Origin of the sequence: Shewanella phaeophyticola (assembly GCF_025398315.1) — a bacterium.
GTDB classification, from domain to species: Bacteria; Pseudomonadota; Gammaproteobacteria; order Enterobacterales; family Shewanellaceae; genus Shewanella; species Shewanella phaeophyticola.
In genome coordinates, this window is the sequence record NZ_JAODOQ010000001.1 from 3,058,459 (window position 1) to 3,082,742 (window position 24,284).

The window sequence follows — 24,284 nt, forward strand, 5'->3', positions numbered from 1 at the left end:
AGCGTGTATATTTATTTAGCAGGTGATTCATCTGCATCATTAATATCTGCCTTTGGTGCTTCTTCAGGCTTTTCTTCTTCAACTTTAGGCGCGCTATTTCCACCACCTTGGTCATCAGAAGAATCATCTTTTTGCCAATCGGCTGGCATACGTACTTCACGACGATTCATTAAATCTTCAATCTGCAATGAATCAATCGTTTCGTATTTCATCAAAGCCTCTTTCATCGCGTGTAAAATATCCATGTTTTCAGTCAACATAGTTTGCGCGCGTTGATAGTTTTTATCGATGAACATTTTGATTTCAGAATCAATAAGCGATGCAGTGTCACCCGACATTGCTTTCGATTTACCCATACTGCGTCCTAAGAAAACTTCGTTTTCTTCTTCTGCATACAATAATAGCCCCTAACTTGTCTGAAAAACCCCATTGAGTCACCATATTACGCGCAATCGATGTCGCGTATTTGATGTCTTGAGAAGCACCGGTAGAGACTTTATCACTACCATAAATTAGCTCTTCAGCTAAGCGTCCGCCATAAGCGACTGAGATTTGTGACTCTAGCTTGCGACGACTTTGGCTAATGGCATCAGCTTCAGGTAAGAAGAAGGTCACACCCAACGCACGGCCGCGAGGGATAATGGTCACCTTGTGCACAGGATCATGCTCAGGAACTAAACATCCTACAATTGCATGACCTGCTTCATGGTAAGCGGTCATTTCTTTTTCAGACTCAGACATCACCATAGAACGGCGCTCAGCACCCATCATGATTTTGTCTTTAGCGCGCTCAAACTCTTCCATGCCAACAACACGGCGATTGCCACGTGCAGCAAAAAGTGCGGCTTCGTTAACCAAGTTGGCTAAATCAGCACCAGAGAACCCAGGAGTACCACGAGCAATAACACTGGCTTTAACATCGTCAGATAGTGGCACTTTACGCATGTGCACTTTTAAAATCTGTTCACGACCACGTACATCAGGTAAGCCTACAACCACTTGACGGTCAAAACGACCAGGACGAAGTAGTGCAGAGTCCAATACGTCAGGACGGTTGGTTGCTGCAATAACGATAATACCTTCGTTACCTTCAAAGCCATCCATTTCAACCAACATCTGGTTTAATGTCTGTTCACGCTCATCATGACCACCACCAACACCGGCACCACGTTGGCGACCGACTGCGTCAATTTCGTCAATAAAGATAATACAAGGCGCTGACTTTTTAGCTTGTTCAAACATGTCACGCACACGAGATGCACCAACACCAACAAACATTTCAACAAAATCTGAACCAGAAATAGTAAAGAAAGGCACTTTTGACTCGCCAGCAATCGCTTTAGCAAGCAAGGTTTTACCCGTACCAGGAGGCCTCTACCATTAACACGCCCGTAGGAATACGGCCGCCTAATTTTTGGAACTTAGTTGGATCACGTAAGTAATCAACTAGTTCTTTTACTTCTTCTTTAGCTTCATCACAACCCGCAACGTCGGCAAATGTCGTTTTGATTTGATCTTCGCTCATCAGTTTAGCTTTACTCTTACCAAACGACATTGCGCCCTTACCACCACCGCCTTGCATTTGTCGCATGAAAAATATCCATACACCAATCAGCAGTAACATAGGGAACCATGAAATAAAGATTTGGGTTAGGAAGCTAGACTCTTCTGCTTCTTGGCCTTCATGGTGATGCCCTTACGGTCAAGATCGTTAATTAAATCTTGATCATACATAGGCATGATTGTGGTGAACTTCTCGCCGGTACGCTTGGTACCTTCAATCGTTCTTTGGTCGCTTTTAACTTCGACCGTGTTGATTTGACCATTTCGAACATTGTCCAAAAAGGCGGAATAATCCATCTTCTGCGAATTCGAAGAAGAGGGGGAATAACCCTGAAACACTGACATCAACACAACAGCGATGACAACCCAGAGTATTAAATTTTTTGCCATGTCACTCAAATTACTAGACCTCTTAACAGTCCTGCGATTATTAACGTTAGACTACTACAACTTGTAACCAGTCGCCACTAGATAGACTTCTCGAGAGCGAGCTCTAGAGGAGTCTGGTTTACGGGTTTTTACTACTTTGAATGCCTCTTTGACAGTTTTCATGTACTCGTCAAAGCCCTCCCCCTGAAAGACCTTAACAGCAAAACAGCCATTAGGCGCCAACACTTGATGACACATATCTAGTGCTAATTCCACTAAATACATAGCTCTAGGTTGGTCTACAGCATCCGAACCACTCATATTCGGTGCCATATCTGATAGTACCACATCCACTTTATCTTGCCCTACTCGGTCAAGCAATGCTTGTAATACTTTGTCTTCTCTAAAATCACCTTGCAGAAAATCAACACCAACAATAGGATTCATCGGTAAAATATCACACGCGATAACTTTACCTTTTTCACCTGCTAATTTCACCGCAACTTGTGACCAGCCACCAGGAGCAGCACCTAAATCAACAACCGTCATGCCGGTTTTAATTAAACTATCTTTTTGCTGAAGTTCTTCTAACTTAAATGCCGCACGTGAACGAAGTCCGCGCTTTTGCGCCAACTTCACATAGTGATCATCAAAGTGTTCTTGCATCCAACGAGCAGAACTCGCAGTACGTTTTTTGGTTACCATTTAAATTCCGCAACGATTCAGAGTTACATAAGCCTTATATAAGGGTAGAATACCGGTTTTTCAACAGTAACTCAGCAAAAGTTGGTACAAATGAACTTAACAACCAAACAAAAACAGCATTTAAAAGGTCTGGCGCACAGTCTAAAGCCAGTGGTGCTGCTTGGTGGCAACGGACTGACTGAAGGTGTTCTGGCTGAAATTGATAGCGCTCTTACTCATCATGAATTGATTAAAGTGAAAGTAGCCTCTGCAGACAGAGAGCTTAAAAATGCCATCGTTGACGCCATTGTACGTGAAACCCAGTCTGCGAAAGTGCAACTTATTGGTCATGTACTCGTTATCTTCCGTCATTCACCTGAAATGAAGATTGCCTTGCCAAAAGCAAAGTAACACAATGTTCAATGAAAAAGCCGCTGATTTCAGCGGCTTTTTCATAAATAAAGATTAACTAAATATGTCTAAGGGGTATCAGGTAAAGGTTCAACAATATAATGCTCTGCTTTAAGCCCTAAAAACTCAGGTAGTGTCGCCCCTACAGAAATCGATGACCAAGTCCCAGTTAGAATCCCAATAAACATTGCAATCGAAAACCCCTCAAGTGGTGAACCACCCATCATCCATAACGCAACCACAGTTAACAATGTCGTCCCTGATGTCACCATAGTGCGAGAAAAAGTAGTTTGAACCGCCAAATTATTAATATCAGATGTACTCCATTGCGATTTTGCGATGAGTTGTTCACGAATTCTATCGGCAATAATAATGGAATCATTCAGCGAATAACCCAAAATAGCTAAAATGGCAGCCAATACTGTTAAGTTAAATTCCATTTGGCTTAAGGCAAAAAAGGCTAATACAAATACAACATCGTGTACTAGCGCAAATAAGGCTCCAGATGCAAGACGCCATTCAAACCGGTAACTTAAATAACCCATAATACAGAGCATTGACACTAACAACGCTAAACTACCTTGCTCAATGAGTTCTTTGCCCACTTGCGGCCCCACTATGCTGCTATTGAGTACCGTCAGCTCTGACGCTAAAGGCGCTAAGACTTGCTGTAACTCAGGGCGCTTGTTTTCATCAGGGATATTGGCATAGCGTAACACCCAGCGCCCTGGCTCACTGGCTGAAATGACACTCACTTCTTGTTGATAGGCGGCGGTCATTAGTGGTTGAATTTCACTGGCGGTAATACGCTTATTTATTTGAATCTCGGTCACCACGCCACCGGTAAAATCTAGGCTCTAATTAAACCCCTTTACGCCAATAATGGTTAATGACAACAGCATCAACACGATTGAGATAATACTTGATGCATAACGCCATTGAGTGAAATGTTGTAACTTGTTTGCTGATTGTTTCTGTTGATTATTGTTCATGTGATTACACCTTAATCGCGCGACGAGTGTCACGCCCATACACTAAATTAATGATTGCTCGAGAAGCAAAAATGCCGGTAAACATACTGGTTAACAACCCCAAACCAAGGGTTAATGCAAACCCTTGAATAGGCTTCATTGCCAATTGAAAACAACACTACTGCAGTGATCATTGTGGTAAAGTTAGCGTCGATAATGGTTGAAAAAGCGCTGTCAAAACCCACATCAATGGCACTAGCAAAACTGCGCCCTTCAGCTAATTTATCTTTAATACGTTCAAAAATAAGTACGTTAGTATCAACCGCCATACCGACAGTAAGCACTAACCCCGCGATACCTGGTAGCGTCAAAACCGCGCCAGGAATTAACCCCAGCAAACCAAACAACATCACCATGTTAGCCAACAAGGCAACGTTAGCCACCCACCCTAAGCGGCGATACCAACAAGCCATAAATAACAAGGTGATCGCCATGCCTAATGCCAATGCGGCAAAGCCATTTACAATGTTTTCGGCTCCTAAACTTGGCTCCAATGGTTCGCTCTTCTACTATGGTTACAGGAGCGGTCATCGATCCCGCTCTAAGCAACAAAGCAAGTTGTTGCGCCTCTTGATGTGAACCTGCCCCCGTAATCTCAAATTTGTTGCCTAGTTGGCTTTGAATCGTCGCAACACTGATAATTTTAGTGAGCTGCTGAGCTTGCCCTTTATCATTTCGGCTGTACTCGCTGTATGCGGTTGCCATGGGGTTGCCAATATTGTCACGAGAAAACTCAGACATTAACTTACCGCCAGTGGCATCTAAACTAATATTGACTTTTGACATGCCAAAATCACCAATCGCAGCACGAGCATCAACAATATGCTCGCCACTTAACACAGGGTTTCGAGCAACATAAACCGGTTGACCTTGTTCATCCTTAAGCACCATGGCATTAACTGAACCCGTTTCTAGTACCGGATAAAACGCTAAGCTCGCAGTGGCGCCAATGACTTTTTTTGCGCTGGCAGGATCTTGCACTCCAGGTAGTTCAATGCGAATACGGTTTTCACCCTGGCGTTGCACCAAAGCTTCGGTAATGCCTAGCTCTTCAATTCGGCTACGCATAATTTGTAAGTTTTGTTGCACAGTAAGGTTAGTCAGCTTTACTTGCTCACTTTCATTCAATGAAACAACCAACATGTCTTGGTGCCCAGAGACTTGCCACAAGGGGTATTGCTCGGCAATAAACTGCCTTATCTGCCCTTTCGCATCTGTTTGCGCTGTCTCAATCGTCACTTCTGCGGCATCACCTTGGCGTACCAACACTGCGTTAATGTGTTCCTTACGTACAAATTGCTTTACCGAGTCACTAACCATAGTCGATTGATTTTTAAATACTAAATCTAGGTCGACATCAAGTAAAAATTGTACACCTCCACGTAAATCCAAACCTAACTTGATGGGTTCAAAGCCCATATTTAATAACCAATTTGGAGCCGCTGGCGCTAATGCCAACGTCACTTGTGCGCGATCGGCAAATGATTCTGACAAAATGTTTTTAGCCAGAGTTTGTTGATCAGCTTGTTGTAACACCACCAAGGTGTTTTGCATCTGTTGATCAATTCGCTTGGTATTAATCCCGGCTTGACTTAACACTTGGTACACTTGTTCTGACGATAAGCTTTTAGGTGTTTTGCTCGATAATTGCACCGCAGCATCTTCGCCATACCAAGACGGCAAAGCACTTAAGCACAGGATGATTAAAGTCACGATTAGCACCCAGTATTTCCACTGAGCGTATTTGTTAAGTTGTTTATTTAACGGTTTATTTTTCGATATTGATGTCATAACACTTGCTCTCACTACACCGTGACAAATCGTCACGATAAAAAACGCATAGCAAACGATAAATAGCATAAGGCTATTGTCTGTTCGCAATGAAACCCATTAGCCTAGCTAATGAAATTTGTAGTCAAAGAAAGGGGTTCTAGCAGGTATGAGCGAGCACGAAGAGTTGATTCGATTCTTTCCAGGCGGAAATTCGAGAAGGACCCGATGCCGAAGATAACACCCAGTCTAATTGCGGACTGAAGTTAATTTGATAGCCAATTTCCAAGCTTGGGATCGGCGGAGAAACAAACTCATAAGCTAATTCATAATTGGGGTTAACGTCATCGGCTTGATGCTGAGCAAGATTAATATAACGAGCCGAATAAGTTGGCACATAGTGAATGTCGTTTGGTCGGTTACGGGAGTGATATCAGGGTTAAGGTTGTTCTTTCCAACATAGCCAAGTCGCGAGGCATCAATATTAATCACTGCTGCTGAGCTTATCTGAGTGACATCAGTAGATTGATTTAGTTTTTTCGGCTCGCAACTAAAGGGGGCTGTACAAGCAGGTGAACTTATAGAGCTTAGCTGTGGGGCGCTAGAGTGCGATGACGGTAAAATTAATACACGACTATTGATCAGGAAGAATGAACTCAACCCTACAATAACCAGCATTAATACGATACGCACCCAAGGAAACGTCATAATAGCCTTATAACCTATATCAATTGACCTTAATTAAGCCAATAGCCCTAAGTAAGAGCCCTAATCAAGCATTATTTAAGATAGTATCGGCACTATTGTTAACAGGCAAATTAAATCTTTTACATCTTGCTTATAAAAAAAGCACTTACCTTAAAAGGTAAATGCTTTTTCATTATGACTTTAACGATATCTCATCATCCAAACCAAATAACGGCTTAAATGTACTCGACAGACACGATGTCGTAATCTGTTAACCCACCTGGAGTAGTGATAGACACTTCATCGCCTTCACTTTTACCAATCAAACCGCGAGCAATAGGTGAGTTCACTGAAATCAAATTTTGTTTAATATCAGCTTCATCGTCACCCACGATGCGGTAAGTCATTTCAGCATCGGTATCGACATTTAAAATGGTCACTGTGGTGCCAAAAATAACTCGACCAGTGTTTTCCATTGTCGTTACGTCGATAATTTGTGCATTTGAAAGCTTACCTTCAATATCACGGATACGCGCTTCACAAATGCCTTGTTCTTCGCGGGCTGCGTGATATTCAGCATTTTCTTTTAAATCACCTAATTCACGTGCTGATGCAATGGCTTCAGTAATTTTAGGGCGGCGATCAAACTTTAAAATCTCTAATTCTTTACGTAGTTGATCCGCACCAACCACTGTCATTGGAACCTTACTCATAATGTCTTTGTCTCCTTTAAAAACAAAAGCATCCCGTGTTAGCTAATGCCAACACAGTGAAAATTCTATTGGAAATACGCAATCGAGTTTGGCTGCGTCTTTGGGATGCATCTCTTCGATGATTGATCACAGCTTACCTAAGCTTTTAACGACTTGCTAGTGATCCATCACCAAAATGTCATAAAAAAGGTCGCCATATGGCGACCTTTTAGTAACGCTTTATGGTTTAACCAACAATACGCTTATGCAGCTCTTGTACCGAACTCACTTTTACGCGGTCATCGGCAGCGTGCGCGAGGCAAGTTGCAAATGCAGCGTTGAGTGTGGTGGTATAGTTCACTTTATAACGCAATGCACCGCGGCGAATTTGACGCGAGTCTTCAATGGCTTGACGACCTTCAGTGGTATTGACGATATAAGTGTATTCACCATTTTTAATACGGTCCAAAATGTGCGGACGGCCTTCATGTACTTTGTTGACTAAGCGAGGATTTATACCTGCTTCACCCAAGATAATGGCTGTGCCGTGAGTCGCATCAATTTCGTAACCTAATTCAATCAACTTAGAGGCTAAATCTGCAACACGTTTTTTATCACTGTTACGCACAGATAATAAGGCACGGCCTGATTTTGGCACTTCTGACGTCGCGCCAAGTTGCGCTTTTGCATACGCTTCGGCAAATGTATCGCCCACACCCATCACCTCACCAGTAGAGCGCATTTCAGGCTCTAATAATGGGTCAACACCTGGGAATTTGTTAAACGGTAAAACCACTTCTTTAACCGAGAAATACGGTGGGATAACTTCACTCGTGAAGTTTTGCGCTTTTAAGCTTTGCCCCGCCATAACACGTGCTGCAATTTTAGCTAACGGTACGCCTGTGGCTTTAGAGACAAACGGTACCGTACGTGCTGCACGAGGGTTAACTTCAATCATGTAGATTTCGTTATCTTTCACTGCAAATTGGACGTTCATCAAGCCAACAACACCCAGCTCAAACGCAAGTTTAGACACTTGTTCACGCATTCTTGCTTGGATATCTGCACTCAAGGTATAAGGTGGTAATGAACAACCAGAATCACCAGAGTGAACCCCCGCTTGCTCAATGTGTTCCATGATTGCACCCACAACCACAGTTTCACCGTCACACACTGCATCGATATCCACTTCAATCGCATCGTCTAGGAAGTGGTCAAGTAACACAGGTGATGCGTTAGATACTTTAACGGCTTCGTTGAAGTAGCGTAGCAAATCTTGTTGGTCGTAAACGATTTCCATCGCACGACCGCCCAACACATAAGATGGACGAACCACTAACGGATAACCAATATTTCCAGCTTCAATCACAGCACTTTCAACTGTTGTTACAGTCGCGTTTTGTGGTTGAATCATGTTTAAACGTTGAATCGCTTGTTGGAAACGTTCACGGTCTTCTGCACGGTCAATTGCATCAGGGCTAGTACCAATAATCGGCACGCCAGCCGCTTCAAGGTCACGGGCAAGTTTTAATGGCGTTTGACCACCGTATTGCACAATCACACCTTTTGGCTTTTCAATACGTACAATTTCAAGTACATCTTCTAAGGTTACCGGTTCAAAGTACAAGCGGTCAGACGTGTCGTAATCGGTTGATACGGTTTCTGGATTACAGTTAACCATAATGGTTTCGTAACCGTCTTCACGTAAAGCTAATGCAGCATGTACACAGCAATAATCAAACTCGATACCCTGGCCAATACGGTTTGGACCACCACCTAACACCATGATTTTGTCACGGTTTGATGGGGTTGCTTCACATTCTTCTTCGTAGGTTGAGTACATGTAAGCTGTGTCTGTTGAAAACTCAGCAGCACACGTATCTACACGCTTGTATACAGGGAAGATTTCATGGCGGTGACGTAATTTACGCACTTCAGCATCGCTAACACCTAACACATCAGCAAGACGAGCATCAGCAAAACCTTTACGTTTAAGCTTACGTAAAACCTCTTCATTCAAACCTGACATGCCTAATTCAGCCACTTTGGCTTCATCAGCAATCAAGTCTTCAATTTGAATAAGGAACCAGTGATCAATATTGGTCAACTTGAAGATTTCATCGCGCGATAATCCTGCACGGAAAGCATCAGCAATGTACCAAATACGGTCACATCCAGGCTCTTTAAGCTCATGACGAATGCGCTGTAAGCCTTCTGTAGACTTATAATCAATAATTGAGTCAAAACCATTGCGACCCACTTCAAGACCCCGAAGCGCTTTTTGTAACGATTCTTGGAAAGTACGGCCAATGGCCATCACTTCGCCTACCGATTTCATTTGCGTGGTTAAACGGTCATTCGCACCGGCAAACTTTTCAAAGTTAAAGCGCGGCACTTTGGTCACAACGTAATCGATTGCTGGCTCAAATGATGCAGGCGTTTTACCACCGGTAATGTCGTTACTGAGTTCATCTAATGTGAAACCCACCGCTAACTTGGCGGCAATTTTTGCAATAGGGAAACCAGTGGCTTTAGAGGCTAATGCAGATGAGCGCGATACACGCGGGTTCATCTCAATGATCACCATACGGCCAGTATTAGGGCAAATACCAAACTGAACGTTTGAACCGCCCGTTTCAACACCAATTTCACGCAGTACTGCTAAAGAAGCATTACGCATAAGTTGGTATTCTTTGTCAGTTAAGGTTTGCGCTGGAGCGACGGTAATCGAATCACCGGTGTGCACACCCATTGGATCAAAGTTTTCGATTGCACATACGATAATACAGTTATCGTTGCGGTCACGAACCACTTCCATTTCGTATTCTTTCCAACCGATTAACGATTCATCGATCAATAATTCGTTGGTTGGCGACAAATCTAAGCCTTGAGAACAAATCTCTTCAAACTCTTCTTTGTTGTAAGCAATACCACCACCACTGCCACCCATAGTGAAAGAAGGACGGATAATACATGGGAAACCCACCATGTCTAATACGCCGTAGGCTTCTTCCATACTGTGAGCAATACCCGCACGCGGACATTCTAAACCAATGGCTTTCATTGCGGTGTCAAAACGGCTACGGTCTTCAGCTTTATCAATGGCGTCAGCTGTCGCACCAATCATTTCAACGTTAAACTCTTTCAGTACGCCCATTTCTTCAAGCTTAAGCGCGCAGTTTAATGCAGTTTGTCCACCCATTGTAGGTAAGATCGCATCAGGGCGTTCTTTAGCAATAATGTTACGTACCACTTCCCAGTGAATCGGCTCGATATACGTTGCATCGGCCATTTCTGGATCCGTCATAATGGTGGCTGGGTTAGAGTTCACCAAAATGACTCGGTAGCCTTCTTCACGAAGGGCTTTACAGGCTTGCGCACCTGAATAGTCAAACTCACACGCCTGGCCAATTACAATCCAAGCCGGCACCTAGGATAAGAATACTTTTAATATCTGTACGTTTTGGCATTGCGTCGTCTTCTCCCAGATAATTACTTAACGTGCTGACGATATTGTTCAATAAGCTCGATGAAATGATCGAACAGTGGCGCGGCATCATTTGAGCCAGGGCTTGCTTCAGGGTGCCCCTGGAAACTAAACGCTGGCTTATCGGTTAAGTGAATACCTTGAAGTGAACCATCAAATAACGATTTGTGCGTGACCTTAATGTTGGCTGGTAATGTTGCTTCGTCAGCAGCAAAACCGTGGTTTTGGCTGGTAATCATGACATTGCCTTGCTCAATATTGCTCACAGGATGGTTTGCACCATGGTGACCAAATTTCATTTTTAAGGTTTTTGCACCTGAAGCCAAAGCAAGTAACTGATGGCCTAAACAAATACCAAATACTGGCGTATCGGTTTTTAAGATTTGCTGAATGGCTTCAATGGCATAGTCACAGGGTTCAGGGTCGCCAGAGCCATTTGATAAAAACACCCCATCAGGGTTCATCGCCAAGACTTCTGCTGCAGAAGTTTTTGCAGGCACAACGGTCACGTCGCAACCGCGGTCAACCAGCATACGTAAGATATTGCGCTTAACACCATAGTCGTAAGCAACGACTTTGTATTTAAGTTCAGACTCTGGCGTGTCAGACGGTAAACCACCGACTAATTTCCAGCTACCTTTGCGCCATTGATAAGCTTTATCGGTAGTGACTTCTTTGGCTAAATCCATGCCTTTCAAACCAGGGAATGCTTTTGCTTCCGCCAAGGCTTTTGCTTCGTCTAGGTCTCCCACCATAATACAACCGGCTTGAGCCCCTTTTTCACGCAGAATTCGAGTGAGCTTGCGAGTATCTATATCAGCAATACCAACCACATTATTCGCTGTTAAATAATCGCTTAATGATTGTTGATTGCGGAAATTACTCGCCAAAAGCGGTAAATCACGAATGATTAAGCCACACGCATGAACCGCATCCGATTCGGTGTCTTCATCATTGGTACCCGTGTTACCGATATGTGGGTAGGTTAATGTTACTATTTGGCGTGAATATGAAGGATCCGTAAGAATCTCTTGATAACCTGTCATTGAAGTATTAAATACCACTTCACCAACAGAGATACCGGTAGCACCAATAGCGGTGCCAGAGAAAACGGTTCCATCTTCGAGTACGAGTAAGGCAGACTGTGTCAACGCGACCTCCAGAAAAGAGCCAAGCCACTGAAATTTTGGGTTTTTATTTTGCGCTAAAATACCAACTTCCGCTTTAATACGAAATTTTGACAAATTCTGTCGAGTATATAAGAAATTGGTAATAACGTCTATGTTGTACTGGATTGTTTTCAAAAAAACACCAATAAATGGTGTTTTTGATTGTTACTGCAACCCAAGCACTTGCTGCATGTCATATAGACCTGCATTTTGATCGGAGAGCCAATATGCCGCTCTCATTGCCCCATTTGCAAAGGTCATCCGACTCGATGCTTTATGGGTAATCTCTAACCTTTCGCCTATATCTGCGAACATTGCGGTGTGTTCCCCCACAATATCGCCAGCACGAACGGTTGCAAAACCTATGGTATTTGGGTCGCGTTCACCAGTGATACCTTCACGGCCATACACTGCACATTGCTCTAAATCGCGACCTAACACATCGGCAATCACCTCTCCCATTTTTAAAGCCGTACCCGACGGTGCGTCTTTTTTATGGCGGTGATGCGCTTCGATTATTTCGATATCGGTATAATCACCCATAACTTGTGCGGCTAATTCAAGCAGCTTCCACATCACATTAACACCCACAGACATGTTAGGTGCTAACACAACAGGAACTTGTTCAGCATAGGCATTAATTTGCTCTTTTTGAGCATGATTAAAACCGGTGGTGCCAATCACAATCGCTTTATGATTTTTAGCGCACCAATCAAGGTGAACAATTGAAGCCTCTGGGGAGGTAAAGTCAATTAACACATCAAAATCATTTGTCACGCTATCCAGTGAATCAGTGATAGCCACATTCATGGTACCCACACCAGCAAGTTCGCCAGCATCAACACCAATTAAGCTTGAGCCCACTCTATCAATGGCTGCACCCAGTTTAATCACTTGTTGCTGTTTAGCAGACTCAATCAAGGTTCTAGCCCATACGGCCACTGGCACCCACTACAGCAATTCTCACTTTAGCAGTCATAAATATCTCCCAGTGTTGACTGAAAACAGCTTATACAAAAACGCCTAAGTTAACTTAGGCGTTTTTAGTGATGTTAGATAATATCTAACAACTCAACTTCGAATACCAAAGCCGAGTATGGCGGGATTGAAGCACCCGCGCCACGTTCACCGTAAGCTAAGTGATGTGGTACATATAATTTAAGCTTAGTCCCTACAGGCATTAACTGTAATGCTTCAGTCCAACCAGCGATAACACCAGATACAGGGAACTCTGCAGGTTGACCACGAGTCACTGAACTGTCGAACACTTCACCATTAAGGAAAGTACCGTGGTAGTGAGTACGTACAGTAGAATCGTATGTTGGCTTTTCGCCGTCACCTTGTACTAATACTTCATATTGAAGACCAGACTCAGTCACAGTGACGCCATCACGTGTTGCGTTTTCAGCTAAGAATGCATCACCTTCAGCAGTAGCAGCTGCAGCTGCGACTTCTTGAGCTTCTTGTAAGCGACGGCTGATTTCAGTGAAAGCAACTTGTAGCTCTTCCATTGTTACTTGGCTTTCTTTACCGGCAAATGCATCAGCAAGACCAGCTTGGACAGCAGGAATATCAATACCTTCAAAAGAATTTGCAGCTAATTGCTCGCCCATTTGACGGCCTACACCGTAGCTTGCATGCTGTTCCATCGTGCTGAACAAATCTGACATAATTAAATTTCTCTCAATAATTCATTAAAAATTCGCACGAGAGTTTATCACAATAATTTACTCTCATGTTGGCAAAAAACATTATTTAACTTGAGCAATTTTACACTCAGTCAAAGACTGTTTTCTTGCCTGTGTATAAAGTGGCATCACTTGATTTTGTGCCGCTTGTAAGTCTTCGATACGATGACTATGAGATGGATGCGTAGACAATAACTCGCACCTTGAACACCACCTGCTTTAGCCATATTTTGCCACAAGGTAATACTTTTTGCAGGGTTAAAACCCGCTTTAGCCATTAACTCTAACCCGACGATGTCGGCCTCTGATTCTTGGCTACGACCAAAGGGCAAAATGATCCCGACATTGGCCCCCAATCCCAGTGCAGCCATGTATAAATCTTTATTGGCTACACCAGAGGCACCAATTGCGGCATCGGCAACTTGCATGCCCAGACCAGTTAACTGCGCGCGCGACACTTGCTCGTTACCGTGTTGCGCCAACACATGAGCCACTTCATGACCCATAACCGTCGCAAGCTGGTCTTGATCGGCCGCCACATTTAATAAACCGGTATACACTCCAATATGGCCACCTGGCAGCGCAAAGGCATTGACTTGGTCAGACTCAAAAAGCACCACATCCCATTGCTGAGATTGATCAGGCAATACCGCCACAATGCGCTCGGCGATACAATTAACATAATCAGTCTGAGCTTTATTTTGACTGATTTTTTCACTTTGCTTCATGGTCTCAAACGACTGTGCGCCCATTTGTTGCATTTGCGCATCAGAAAACAACAAAGTTTGCCCACGTCCAGTCGGCGATTGGTTATTAACACAACCTGACAATAACGCAGCAGCCAATAAGGTTAGTGCAACAGCTTTCATCATCTCTTCCTTTTACATTAAGTCACTAAACATAATCCATGATCTAACTTATTTTATACTCATCCCATTAGCCAATGCATTCCTTGCTCAAGCTAAACTAGCGTGTCGGCTTTCGTTTAACAAAATCACTCGCACTGCGTTTATTCATGGTACGGCGGTTAGCTTGTTTATCGCGCGGTGCGCGTTTACTACTGCCGCTCAAAGGCTTATCTGTAACGGCAAAACCAACAAGTTCATTTAATGGCAAAGCTTGGGTGGTTAATGTGTTAATGGCTTCTAGGTAAGCCATCTCTGAGTGGCTCGTCAATGACAGTGCGACCCCAGCTAACCCTGCCCGCGCAGTGCGGCCAATGCGGTGCACATACACTGCCGCTTGTGCGGGTAAATCAAAATTAATCACCACAGGTAGTGCATCAATATGAATACCACGAGCCAACACATCGGTAGCCACTAATACACTAAACTGTCCCGATTTGAATTGTTCAAGTGTTTGACTGCGCAGCACCTGCTCTTTGTCTCCATGAAGCGCCGCCGCTTTGACACCGGCTTTAAGCAATTTTTTACACAATGCATCAGCATCGGCTTTAGCATTAACAAACACTAATACTTGTTGCCATTGATTAGCTTGCACCAAATGAATCAACGCTTGCGCTTTGCTGCCTTTATTGACGTGATAAACGATTTGCGCGATATCATCAACCGCACTATTGAGTACCTGAGCTTCAATATGCACATGAGTGGCAGACAGTATTTGCTGAGCCAATTCATTTAATACAGCAGGCATGGTAGCCGACAATAACAATTTTTGTCCCACAGGCATCATGGAGATAAGCGAATTAATATCATTAATAAACCCCATATCCAGTAATCTATCGGCCTCATCTAACACCACACTTTGCACTTGGCTAAACGTCACCACACCTTGTTGAGCTAATGCTAATAAACGCCCGGGGGTTGCCACCAATATATTAGCAGGAGTGGTTAATCGCTCTATTTGACATTCAATCGCTTCACCGCCACACACATGCTCAACACGTAAGCCAAGCGATTGTGCTAATGGTTGCAAATTTTGGGCAACTTGTTGGGCTAACTCTCTGGTCGGCACAATCAGCACTGCAGCCAAACTTAATGCTGAAGTCTGACTAATTCGCTGTAAAATAGGCAAGCCATAAGCATAGGTTTTACCGCTACCCGTTTGTGCTAAAGCCAACACATCCTGGCCATTCAATATGGCAGGAATGGCTAACTGCTGAACCCGACTTGGTACAGTAATCATTGCCGGTAAGGCTTTCAATAGCGCCGGGCTGAGTGAGAGATCAGAAAATAACATGGATAACGCCTAATAATGACTACGAACCGAAGATGACTAATTGTACACGCCAATAAAAAAGGCTGCTTACCACAGTAAACAGCCTTTGAAAGAGGTACTAATTAACGTAATTAACTGTTTAAGTCCTGAAAGAACTTTTTAACGCCATCAAAGAAGCCTTCAGCTTTTGGGCTGTGCTTTTTTGATTCGCCAGTTAATGTGGCTTCAAACTCACGCAATAACTCTTTTTGTTTCTCGTTTAAGTTCACCGGTGTCTCCATGACCACTTTACACAGTAAATCACCTACTGCGTGACTGCGAATCGACTTAACACCTTTGCCGCGTAAACGGAACATACGTCCAGTTTGGGTTTCTGTTGGAATTTTAAGGCTCACTTTACCGTCAAGTGTTGGCACTTCAATTTCACCGCCCAGAGCCGCTTTACTGAATGAAATAGGCACTTCGCAATATAAATTGTTGGCATCACGGGTAAAGATAGCATGCTCACGCACACTCACCTGAACGTATAAATCGCCTGGAGGTGCGCCAAACTCACCGGCTTCACCTTCACCAGAAAGACGAATACGGTCACCGGTGTCAACACCAGCAGGAATCTTAACAGACAGTGTTTTGCTCTTTTCAACACGGCCTTCGCCATGACACTTACCGCATGGGTCTTTGATAATTTTACCGCGACCATGACAGGTAGGACAGGCTTGTTGCACCGCAAAGAACCCCTGGCGCATTTGTACTTGGCCTTGGCCATGACAGGTGCCACATGTGGTTGCAGAAGTGCCTTTTTTAGCACCGCTACCATCACATAAATCACAGGTTGCCAGTGTTGGAATACGTAATTCTTTAGTTAAGCCACGGACGGCTTCTTCTAACGATAACTCTAAGTTGTAACGTAAGTCGCTGCCGCGTGCTGCTTGACGTTGGCCGCCACGACGACCACCACCAAAGATGTCGCCAAATACATCACCAAAAATATCGCCAAAATCACCTTGGCCACCGCCATGTCCACCACGGTTAGGATCAACGCCTGCGTGGCCAAACTGATCATAAGCGGCTTTTTTGTCGCTGTCGGTTAAAATTTCGTACGCTTCTTTAATTTCTTTAAAGCTGGTTTCAGCGGCTTTATCACCCGGGTTACGGTCAGGGTGAAACTTCATCGCTAAGCGCTTATACGCTTTTTTAATTTCGCGTTCGCTGGTGTCACGAGAGACACCAAGAACTTCATAATAATCACGCTTTGACATAGTGTTCTGTTTCTCGAAGGTATGAGTAAGTCGCTAAACTTAATTTATACAAACGGGCGTATGAGGATAACCCCAACGCCCGCTTCAATGGTAACTAACTGATATTGTTAATTACTTCTTGTCGTCTTTTACTTCTTCGAACTCAGCATCAACAACATCATCAGCAGGTTTTGATTGACCAGCATCTTGTGCTTGACCTTCTTCGCCACCTTGAGCTTGCGCTTTAGCTTGAGCGATTTCCATTAACTTAGCAGACGCTTCCATAAGAGCTTGAGTTGCCGTGTCCATTGCTTCTTTATCTTTGCCTTTGATAGCAGTTTCTAATTCAGCTACAGCCGCTTCAATCTTCTCTTTTTCGTCGCTAGGTAATTCGTCACCCGCTTCTTCAATTTGTTTCTTAGTGGCATGCACTAAACCATCAGCTTGGTTACGTGCTTGCACTAATTCTTCAAATTTAGCATCTTCATCAGCGTGAGCTTCTGCGTCACGTACCATTTGTTCTACTTCTTCATCTGATAAACCTGAAGAAGCTTTAATGGTGATGTTTTGTTTCTTACCTGTTTTCTTGTCTGTTGCAGACACATGTAAGATACCGTCAGCATCGATGTCGAATGCCACTTCAATTTGTGGTTGACCACGTGGGGCTGGCTCAATGCCTTCAAGGTTGAATTGACCTAAAGACTTGTTAGCGCTCGCTTGCTTACGCTCACCTTGTAATACGTGAATGGTTACCGCATTTTGGTTGTCGTCAGCAGTTGAGAACGTTTGGCTCGCTTTTGTCGGGATAGTGGTGTTCTTCTCGATAAGCTTAGTCATTACGCTACCCATGGTTTCAATACCAAGTGATAGTGGCGTCACGTCAAGTAATAGTACGTCTTTTACATCACCAGAAAGCACACCCGCTTGAATTGCAGCACCTACAGCTACGGCTTCATCTGGGTTAACGTCTTTACGTGGCTCTTTGCCGAAGAAGTTTGTTACCGCTTCTTGTACTTTAGGCATACGAGTTTGACCACCAACTAGAATCACTTCGTTGATGTCTGAAACTGATAAGTCTGCATCAGCTAGGGCGACTTTTAAAGGCTCTAAAGAACGTTGAATTAGGTCTTCTACTAGCGACTCTAACTTAGCACGAGTAATTTTAACCACTAAGTGCTTAGGACCTGTTGCATCAGCAGTGATGTAAGGTAAGTTAACTTCGGTGTGGTTAGTGCTTGAAAGCTCGATTTTTGCCTTTTCAGCCGCTTCTTTCAAACGTTGCATTGCTAAAGGATCTTTGCGTAGATCTAAGCCCTGGTCTTTTTTGAATTCATCTGCTAAATAGTTGATTAAACGGTTATCGAAGTCTTCACCACCTAAGTGAGTGTCACCATTGGTCGCTAATACTTCAAATGTTTGGTCGCCATCATTGCTGTCGATTTCGATGATAGAGATATCGAATGTACCACCACCTAAATCGTATACTGCAACAATGTTATCGCCTTGCTTCTTGTCAATACCGTATGCTAACGCAGCCGCTGTTGGCTCGTTGATAATACGCTTAACATCTAGACCCGCAATACGGCCAGCATCTTTAGTTGCTTGACGTTGTGAATCGTTAAAGTAAGCAGGAACAGTAATTACCGCTTCAGTGACTTCTTCACCTAAAAAGTCTTCCGCAGTTTTTTTCATCTTTTTCAAGATTTCAGCAGAAACTTGTGGCGGTGCCATTTTGTTACCGCGCGCTTCAACCCAAGCATCGCCATTATCTGCAGCGATGATTTTGAATGGCATGATGTTTACGTCACGTTGAACTTCGTCATCTTTAAAACGACGACCGATTAAACGCTTAATTGCAAAGAAAGTGTTCGCAGGGTTAGTCACGGCTTGACGCTTTGCTGGTTGGCCGACAATAGTTTCATCATCAGTGTAAGCGATGATAGAAGGTGTTGTACGATCGCCCTCTGCGTTTTCAATTACGCGTGCTTTGCCGCCATCAAGGACAGCCACACAAGAGTTTGTCGTGCCTAAGTCGATACCAATAATTTTGCCCATGAGGATCCTCCAAATTTGACGTTAGTCGTCACAAATATGTTATTTGATGTTGATATGGGGGTGAACTTGGTGTCTTTCAACCTTTGAGTTGGTTAACTTACCTTTCACGTTTTGCCGCTCATATCAGCCTTGATACCTATATTGGGACAACAAAGTGAAATACAAGGGCAAGATCAAAAAATTTATGCCATTTTACTGATATATATAAATACAAGCTAAAATAGTCGTAGATGATAAGGTTTACCTTTGCGACTGGCCTGGCGTAATCACAACGACCGTTCGAGAATGCTGCACGATTAACACGCACAAAAAACAACCTAAACATTTGATAAAAAACACGATCAAGTGTTATAACAATATTTCGATAAATTGAGTATGAAAGTAAAATAGAGGGATATCGGCAATGGGACTGCCAAGATGGAATTTTAGCGACAGTACTGAACGTAAAATACGCATTGTTATCTTAACGATTGTAGGCTTAATCATGGCCTATGAAAAATTTTATGGGGTAAGTAGTACTCAATATCCGGCAATGTATTTATGTGTGTTTGCCCTTATTGCTACCATCATGACAAATTCTGTTCAGCGCCGTTATTTCACGTTTGTCATGGAATACGCACAAGCTTTTCGCATTGTCGCTATTCTAATGACCTGCGCTTTTTTCATTATTTGGTTATTAACCACCTATGAACGATTTACCTTACCAGCAGCCCCAAGCCACCTTATTTACAATTTATAAGCCGTGATTGCACATAATATAAGGGCGCTAATTAGCGCCCTTATATTAGGGTCTGTTGATCTTCCAAGGTTATTTTTGCAGCGAATTGTTGACCTTTTATACAAGGCAGAGACTTTGAGGTGTAGCTATTCTACATAAAAAGTCGATAACGCAGTAAAAATGGCCAACAAACGCTGCCCAAAGGGTTCGGCTAAAAACGTTTTACTCTTTGTTGAATGATTCTTTGCAAATAAAGAGTTGCTTAGATGACTAGGCATCAATCCATTCGCCTCGATTAAAACGTTTTTAACTCGAACAAAATTCAACCAGCAAAGATCAACAGACCCTAGTGATGATCAATATATTTTATTGCCTACTGGTGTAATCTCCCCAAGCAAGCCACTTGTAAGTGGTTAATGCATCAAGCGCCATCGAGTCGCGTGCATGCAATTTTTGTGTACTCACCGCCACTTCGGCGCCTAAGCCAAATTGAGAACCATCGGTAAACCGAGTGCTGGCATTAACATACACAGCCGCTGAGTCTACCTGGTTCATAAAATGGGCTGCTGCGTGTATATCGTCGGTTAAAATGGCCTCAGAATGACCACTTGAGTATTGCCTAATATGCTCAACAGCAACATCGATATCATTGACCACTTTAATGCCTAAAGTTAGCGATAACCACTCGGTTGAAAATGACTCATCATGCGCCACTGTCACATCAAAACCCAAACCGTCTAAATACCCTGCCGCTTTGCCACAGGCATGAAAACGCACACCAAGCGTATGCAAATGTGAGGCGATATTGGGAACAAACTCTGCGGCAACATCCTGATGTACTAATAAAGTATCTAATGCATTACATACCGTCGGGCGCTGGACTTTCGCATTAGTGATCACATCAATAGCACGTACTAAATCAGCGTGTTTATCAACAAATAAGTGGCAAATTCCGATCCCCCCTAAAATGACCGGAATACTGGATTGTTCAGCACACAAACGCTGCAAATTTTGGCCGCCACGCGGAATGATCATATCGACATATTTATCTAAACGCAGTAAACCACTGACAATACTTCTGTCTGGTGAGTCAATCAGTTGCACTGCATCTTGCGGCAACTTCTGAATGGCGAGTGCTGAACGTATCACCTCGCTCAAAACTTTGTTTGAGGTGATCGTTTCTTTACCACCACGCAAAATTACTGCGTTACCGGTTTTAAGGGCTAATACGGCAATATCAACAGTCACATTGGGGCGCGCTTCATAAATCACCCCGACGACACCCAATGGCACACTGCGACGTGTAAGGCGTAAGCCATTATCAAGTACTCGGCTTTCAGACTCATTGCCAACAGGATCGGCAAGTGCAATAACATTGTCGATATCGGCAATAACGCCCGCTAGACGGCCTTCATCCAACATCAAGCGGTCTATCATCGCATCGGTTAAACCATTCGCTTTAGCATTGGCCACATCTTGGGCATTGGCTTGTAAAATATCATCTTTACGTTCACCTAATTGATGAGAAATCTCCATCAACAAAGCAGATTTTTGTTTAGCAGATAGTGAGGCCAAAACAAAGCTCGCTGCTTTTGCACGCTGGCCAAGTTGTGTTAAGTATTCTGTTTCAGAGGCTGACATAAGCTTATCCTTAGTTATTCAGTACGACCATATCATTGCGATGAATGACCGCATCTCCGTAGTCATAGCCCAGTAAGTGCTCTATATCATTTGAGTGCTTACCGCTAATTTTAGATAAGTCATTGGCGCAATAACGGCTCATGCCTTTGGCCAATACCTTACCTTGCTGATCAATAATTAATAACGTGGCACCGCGATCAAATTTACCTTCAACGGCAACAATACCTTTAGACAATAAACTGCGGCCATTGGCCACCACCGCGGTAGACGCGCCAGCATCTATGATTAATTTACCTTGCGTTGCAGAGCCAGCCAAAATCCACTGTTTACGGCTTTCCAGCGGGTTTTCAATTGCACTAAAATGGGTACCAACAGATTCACGGTCTGCCACTTTGGTGATGACATCAGGATGATGACCCGACGCAATGACGACTTCTATACCAGCACGACGGGCAATATCAGCCGCTTCGAGTTTAGTTGCCATTCCCCCAGTACCTAGACCCGAGACTGAACCACCCGCGAGCAAGCGTAAACTGTCATCGATATTAGCCACTTGCTTAATCAATTGCGCATCTGGGTTAGTGCGCGGATCGGCGTCAAATAAGCCTTTTTGATCGGTTAACAAAATCAATAAATCAGCATCACATAACAAGGCTGCACGAGCCGATAAATTGTCATTATCACCGACTTTAATTTCATTAGTCGCTACCGCATCATTTTCATTAATAATCGGGATAATATTATTTGCCAGCAGTGCATTTAAGGTGTCTCGCGCATTGAGATAGCGTTCGCGATCATGCAGATCGGCGCGAGTGAGTAATAACTGCCCCACATGCAAACCGTAAATACTAAAGAGTTGTGACCAAGCTAAAATTAACTGACTTTGCCCTACTGCAGCTAATAATTGTTTATTTGCCATAGTGTCGGGAAATACGGGGTATTGCAGGTGTTCGCGCCCAGCGGCTATTGCACCTGATGTACATAAAACGACTTCAACACCCGCACGCATTAGTTGGGTCATTTGCCTTGCTAATTCCACCATGTGTGCTTTATCAAGCTTTTTACTGCCCGACGTCAACACACTCGTCCCTAACTTAACCACTACACGGCGATATCCCATTATGTCACTCAGTTAACTAAACATATTCGAATTATTTTTATACCCAATTCTGTGACTAATTCATAGTGAAAGCCACTAATACTGGGCTTTTTTTATCATTGCACAACAAAAAAGGCCAAAAGGCCCTTTTTGTTGTTCAACTGTTGATAAATCGACTTATTAATGGCTCATTAACTGTAAGCAAATTTAGCAATAAACAGTGCTGCTACAACCAATACACCTGAATTCAAATCTTTAAATCGACCTGTCATCATTTTAATTACCGCATATGAGATAAAGCCAAAACCAATCGCATTCGCAATCGAAAAGGTTAATGGCATCAATAAACATGTCACGACAACAGGCGCCGCTTCGGTTAAATCTTCCCACTCAACGTTGACTAAACCAGACATCATTAGAATAGCGACATAAAACAATGTTCCGGCAGTAGCGTATGCAGGCACCATTCCTGCCAATGGTGAAATAAATAACGCGGCAACAAACAACAAACCAACAACCACCGCTGTTAATCCGGTGCGCCCGCCGGCACTTACACCCGCAGTACTTTCAATATAACTAGTAGTAGTTGATGTTCCTAGTGCAGCGCCAGTAATGGTTGCAACACTGTCAGCAGTTAACGCACGTTTAACTCGTGGTAAACGGCCTTTATCATCAAGTAAACCGCCACGCTGAGCCACGGCAACCAAAGTACCAGAAGTATCAAACAAGTCGACAAATAAGAAGGCAAAAATAACCGACAACATACTCACTTCAAGTACGCTTGATAGGTCCATTTTCATGAAGGTTGGCGCAATTGAAGGTGGCATTGAAACCAGTCCGTTATATTGCACATCACCAAATAACAAACCTAATACTGTCACAATCAAAATACTGAAAATGACCGCCGCTTTAAGTCCGCGTTGCACCATAGCGATAATCAAAAAGAAGCCTAATGCTGCCATCATCGCAGGGAAAGACGTGATGTCCCCCATAGTGACTAGGGTTGCAGGACTTGCCACTACAATACCGGCACTTTTTAAACCAATTAGTGCTAAAAATAAACCGATACCCGCTGCAATACCAAAACGCAGTGACATTGGAATACTGTTGACAATCCATTCACGGATTTTCACTAACGATAAAATTAAGAAGCACACGCCAGACATAAACACCGCACCTAATGCAGTTTCCCAGCTATAACCCATCTCACCCACTACTGTGTAGGTGAAAAAGGCATTTAATCCCATCCCTGGTGCTAGTGCGATGGGATAATTAGCTAATAATCCCATAATTAAACAACCCACTGCAGCAGCTAAGCAGGTCGCGACAAATACTGCACCGTGATCCATTCCGGCGTCAGCTAACATCATTGGGTTAACAAAAATGATGTATGCCATGGTTAAAAAGGTGGTTAAACCGGCGACAACTTCTTGCTTTAGGCTAGTGTTGTTTTGTTTTAATTTAAATAATTTTTCTAACATGGAACAAGGTTCCTTGGGTAAGGGTTAAATATAAGTAATTGTTTTAATTGCAATAGGTGGGCTTTGACTCAATCATCAAGCTGTCACGCAACACAATAAAGCAGTATAACGGGATCATAAAACCAACAATGTGAAGCTATGCCAACTTTAAGGAGGGAGATTATAATTATTTACAACACTGATAGCTACAAACCGCCTTTTTATTCAAAGATTTCAGTTTTTTATACAGCGAATTAATAAATTTGAGGCAAAAAAAAGCCTACTCAATAGAGTAGGCAGACATGTTACAAGCATCCCATATGGGGAAAGGAAAGCTAGCACCA

The 24,284-nt window shown here is 43.4% G+C and carries 13 protein-coding genes and 6 pseudogenes; 2 read left to right on the plus strand and 17 right to left on the minus strand.

The features are described from left to right. Positions 1 to 11 precede the first annotated feature (11 nt). Positions 12 to 1,962, minus strand: a pseudogene (gene ftsH, locus N4T56_RS14155) (ATP-dependent zinc metalloprotease FtsH). 45 nt (positions 1,963 to 2,007) lie between these two features. Beyond that, positions 2,008 to 2,637 (minus strand): 23S rRNA (uridine(2552)-2'-O)-methyltransferase RlmE, encoded by a 630-nt coding sequence (gene rlmE / locus N4T56_RS14160; protein WP_261733666.1) that lies wholly within the window; start codon positions 2,635 to 2,637, stop codon positions 2,008 to 2,010. A gap of 90 nt (positions 2,638 to 2,727) precedes the next feature. Here rlmE and yhbY point away from each other — a divergent pair, with 90 nt between their 5' ends. Next, positions 2,728 to 3,027 carry a ribosome assembly RNA-binding protein YhbY gene (gene yhbY / locus N4T56_RS14165; RefSeq protein WP_188917254.1) on the plus strand — a complete coding sequence of 100 codons (300 nt, stop codon included), beginning with the start codon at positions 2,728 to 2,730 and terminating at the stop codon, positions 3,025 to 3,027. A 68-nt stretch (positions 3,028 to 3,095) separates the two neighbouring features. Here yhbY and secF read toward each other — a convergent pair. From secF to dnaK, 12 genes and pseudogenes are all read right to left on the minus strand, one after another. Then, a pseudogene (secF, locus tag N4T56_RS14170) lies at positions 3,096 to 4,019 on the minus strand (protein translocase subunit SecF). A 4-nt stretch (positions 4,020 to 4,023) separates the two neighbouring features. After that, positions 4,024 to 5,849 (minus strand): annotated as a pseudogene (secD, locus tag N4T56_RS14175) (protein translocase subunit SecD). 300 nt (positions 5,850 to 6,149) lie between these two features. Continuing rightward, positions 6,150 to 6,536: a hypothetical protein gene (locus N4T56_RS14180; RefSeq protein WP_261733667.1), complete on the minus strand. Its 387-nt coding sequence runs from the start codon at positions 6,534 to 6,536 to the stop codon at positions 6,150 to 6,152. A gap of 215 nt (positions 6,537 to 6,751) precedes the next feature. Continuing rightward, positions 6,752 to 7,228 carry a transcription elongation factor GreA gene (greA, locus tag N4T56_RS14185; RefSeq protein WP_188917245.1) on the minus strand — a complete coding sequence of 159 codons (477 nt, stop codon included), beginning with the start codon at positions 7,226 to 7,228 and terminating at the stop codon, positions 6,752 to 6,754. 226 nt (positions 7,229 to 7,454) lie between these two features. Further along, positions 7,455 to 10,677, minus strand: a pseudogene (gene carB / locus N4T56_RS14190) (carbamoyl-phosphate synthase large subunit). A 22-nt stretch (positions 10,678 to 10,699) separates the two neighbouring features. After that, positions 10,700 to 11,857, minus strand: coding sequence for a glutamine-hydrolyzing carbamoyl-phosphate synthase small subunit (gene carA / locus N4T56_RS14195; RefSeq protein WP_261734836.1), 1,158 nt, complete (start codon positions 11,855 to 11,857; stop codon positions 10,700 to 10,702). A 171-nt stretch (positions 11,858 to 12,028) separates the two neighbouring features. Then, positions 12,029 to 12,842: pseudogene (gene dapB / locus N4T56_RS14200) on the minus strand (4-hydroxy-tetrahydrodipicolinate reductase). A 73-nt stretch (positions 12,843 to 12,915) separates the two neighbouring features. Then, entirely contained in the window at positions 12,916 to 13,533 is a 618-nt protein-coding gene (locus tag N4T56_RS14205; protein ID WP_261733668.1) for an FKBP-type peptidyl-prolyl cis-trans isomerase, read from the minus strand. A gap of 81 nt (positions 13,534 to 13,614) precedes the next feature. Beyond that, positions 13,615 to 14,420: pseudogene (locus tag N4T56_RS14210) on the minus strand (M48 family metallopeptidase). 97 nt (positions 14,421 to 14,517) lie between these two features. Next, a complete protein-coding gene (locus N4T56_RS14215) occupies positions 14,518 to 15,750 on the minus strand; it encodes a DEAD/DEAH box helicase (protein ID WP_261733669.1) in 1,233 nt (410 codons plus the stop codon). A 110-nt stretch (positions 15,751 to 15,860) separates the two neighbouring features. After that, entirely contained in the window at positions 15,861 to 16,988 is a 1,128-nt protein-coding gene (dnaJ, locus tag N4T56_RS14220) for a molecular chaperone DnaJ (RefSeq protein WP_261733670.1), read from the minus strand. Positions 16,989 to 17,099: 111 nt separating this feature from the next. Continuing rightward, complete coding sequence (dnaK, locus tag N4T56_RS14225; protein WP_261733671.1) at positions 17,100 to 19,022, minus strand: molecular chaperone DnaK; 1,923 nt, start codon at positions 19,020 to 19,022, stop codon at positions 17,100 to 17,102. Between the two features lie 403 nt (positions 19,023 to 19,425). On the opposite strand from dnaK, the gene N4T56_RS14230 reads away from it, so the two are divergent. After that, entirely contained in the window at positions 19,426 to 19,761 is a 336-nt protein-coding gene (locus N4T56_RS14230; RefSeq protein ID WP_188917218.1) for a hypothetical protein, read from the plus strand. 345 nt (positions 19,762 to 20,106) lie between these two features. Here the strand turns inward: N4T56_RS14230 and N4T56_RS14240 are convergent, their stop codons facing one another. The 3 genes from N4T56_RS14240 to N4T56_RS14250 form a co-directional block, all read right to left on the minus strand. Continuing rightward, positions 20,107 to 21,381 carry a glutamate-5-semialdehyde dehydrogenase gene (locus N4T56_RS14240; protein ID WP_261733672.1) on the minus strand — a complete coding sequence of 425 codons (1,275 nt, stop codon included), beginning with the start codon at positions 21,379 to 21,381 and terminating at the stop codon, positions 20,107 to 20,109. A 10-nt stretch (positions 21,382 to 21,391) separates the two neighbouring features. After that, a complete protein-coding gene (gene proB / locus N4T56_RS14245; protein WP_261733673.1) occupies positions 21,392 to 22,501 on the minus strand; it encodes a glutamate 5-kinase in 1,110 nt (369 codons plus the stop codon). 170 nt (positions 22,502 to 22,671) lie between these two features. Further along, positions 22,672 to 23,961, minus strand: coding sequence for an NCS2 family permease (locus tag N4T56_RS14250; protein WP_261733674.1), 1,290 nt, complete (start codon positions 23,959 to 23,961; stop codon positions 22,672 to 22,674). Positions 23,962 to 24,284: the final 323 nt, after the last annotated feature.

What these genes read in the sequence shown, in the direction of transcription:
- N4T56_RS14180 (WP_261733667.1), bottom strand. Translation starts at nt 6,536, where the DNA reads ATGACGTTTCCTTGGGTGCGTATCGTATTAATGCTGGTTATTGTAGGG.
- dnaJ (WP_261733670.1), bottom strand. Translation starts at nt 16,988, where the DNA reads ATGTCAAAGCGTGATTATTATGAAGTTCTTGGTGTCTCTCGTGACACC.
- N4T56_RS14240 (WP_261733672.1), bottom strand. Translation starts at nt 21,381, where the DNA reads ATGTCAGCCTCTGAAACAGAATACTTAACACAACTTGGCCAGCGTGCA.
- N4T56_RS14205 (WP_261733668.1), bottom strand. Translation starts at nt 13,533, where the DNA reads ATGTCAGATTTGTTCAGCACGATGGAACAGCATGCAAGCTACGGTGTA.
- N4T56_RS14250 (WP_261733674.1), bottom strand. Translation starts at nt 23,961, where the DNA reads ATGTTAGAAAAATTATTTAAATTAAAACAAAACAACACTAGCCTAAAG.
- yhbY (WP_188917254.1), top strand. Translation starts at nt 2,728, where the DNA reads ATGAACTTAACAACCAAACAAAAACAGCATTTAAAAGGTCTGGCGCAC.
- rlmE (WP_261733666.1), bottom strand. Translation starts at nt 2,637, where the DNA reads ATGGTAACCAAAAAACGTACTGCGAGTTCTGCTCGTTGGATGCAAGAA.
- greA (WP_188917245.1), bottom strand. Translation starts at nt 7,228, where the DNA reads ATGAGTAAGGTTCCAATGACAGTGGTTGGTGCGGATCAACTACGTAAA.
- N4T56_RS14230 (WP_188917218.1), top strand. Translation starts at nt 19,426, where the DNA reads ATGGGACTGCCAAGATGGAATTTTAGCGACAGTACTGAACGTAAAATA.
- N4T56_RS14215 (WP_261733669.1), bottom strand. Translation starts at nt 15,750, where the DNA reads ATGTTATTTTCTGATCTCTCACTCAGCCCGGCGCTATTGAAAGCCTTA.
- dnaK (WP_261733671.1), bottom strand. Translation starts at nt 19,022, where the DNA reads ATGGGCAAAATTATTGGTATCGACTTAGGCACGACAAACTCTTGTGTG.
- proB (WP_261733673.1), bottom strand. Translation starts at nt 22,501, where the DNA reads ATGGGATATCGCCGTGTAGTGGTTAAGTTAGGGACGAGTGTGTTGACG.